This is a genomic window from Vibrio sp. 10N.222.52.B7, from assembly GCF_041474275.1.
GTDB lineage: Bacteria > Pseudomonadota > Gammaproteobacteria > Enterobacterales > Vibrionaceae > Vibrio > Vibrio crassostreae_C.
The window spans coordinates 1-726 of the sequence record NZ_JBFRTU010000201.1 but is presented as its reverse complement, the minus strand read 5'-3'; the positions used below and the strand labels follow the sequence as shown (position 1 = coordinate 726).

1 protein-coding gene and 1 pseudogene are annotated in these 726 nt (G+C 46.4%); both read left to right on the top strand.

Going from position 1 to position 726, the window contains the following annotated elements; all coding sequences use genetic code 11:
- Nucleotides 1–126: pseudogene (locus AB4512_RS22390) on the top strand (IclR family transcriptional regulator); the annotation flags it as partial.
- A 230-nt stretch (nucleotides 127–356) separates the two neighbouring features.
- Nucleotides 357–726: aldehyde dehydrogenase family protein (locus AB4512_RS22385; RefSeq protein ID WP_372175738.1), on the top strand; the 370-nt coding region annotated here is incomplete at its 3' end.

Below are 726 nucleotides of genomic sequence, written 5' to 3'. Positions count from 1 at the left end.
GGCCTAGCGATACAAGCGCCTGTGATTCGAGTGAAACCGGATGAAGCAATAAAATTCTTGCCCGCACTTCAAAAAGCAGCAAAAGCGCTGGCGAAAATCGAAGCTGATAATTGGAGTCAGCAGTAAACACTTTCTTAGAGAATTTCGAAGTCCATGACTTAGCTGATCATGGATTTCGAAAAACCTACTTTGATAGACATGATTTGGTAAACAATGCTTGCGCAAACAAGGGCTTCAAAACTATCGAATTAACGACCACAATCTGCGACTAATCAACATTTGGTCGAAGTGATCTGAACACTCGCCAACCCGCACATCAGCAACACGTCTAAAGTAATCACGACAAAGGAATCACGATGCTAAACATTGATAACCAGCACTTACTCTCTTTTATGGTGACAGAAGCGAACAACGCAGTTGCAGTCACAAACCCAGCAACGGGTGAACTCATCGGGCACGCACCGATATCATCAGAAACAGAGCTAGCGAGCGCGATTGAACGAGCTCATGTAGCGCAGAAAGAGTGGGCAAAAATTCCTGCTAAATCTCGTGCAGCACTGCTTCATCGCTGGCACCATTTGATCCTCGAAAACAAGGATGACCTTGCTCGAATCATGACAATGGAACAGGGCAAGCCGTTAGCCGAGGCGACAGGCGAAGTGGTGTATGGCGCGAGCTTCATTGAATGGTTTGCAGAAGAAGCGAAGCGCACTTATGGTGATTCCA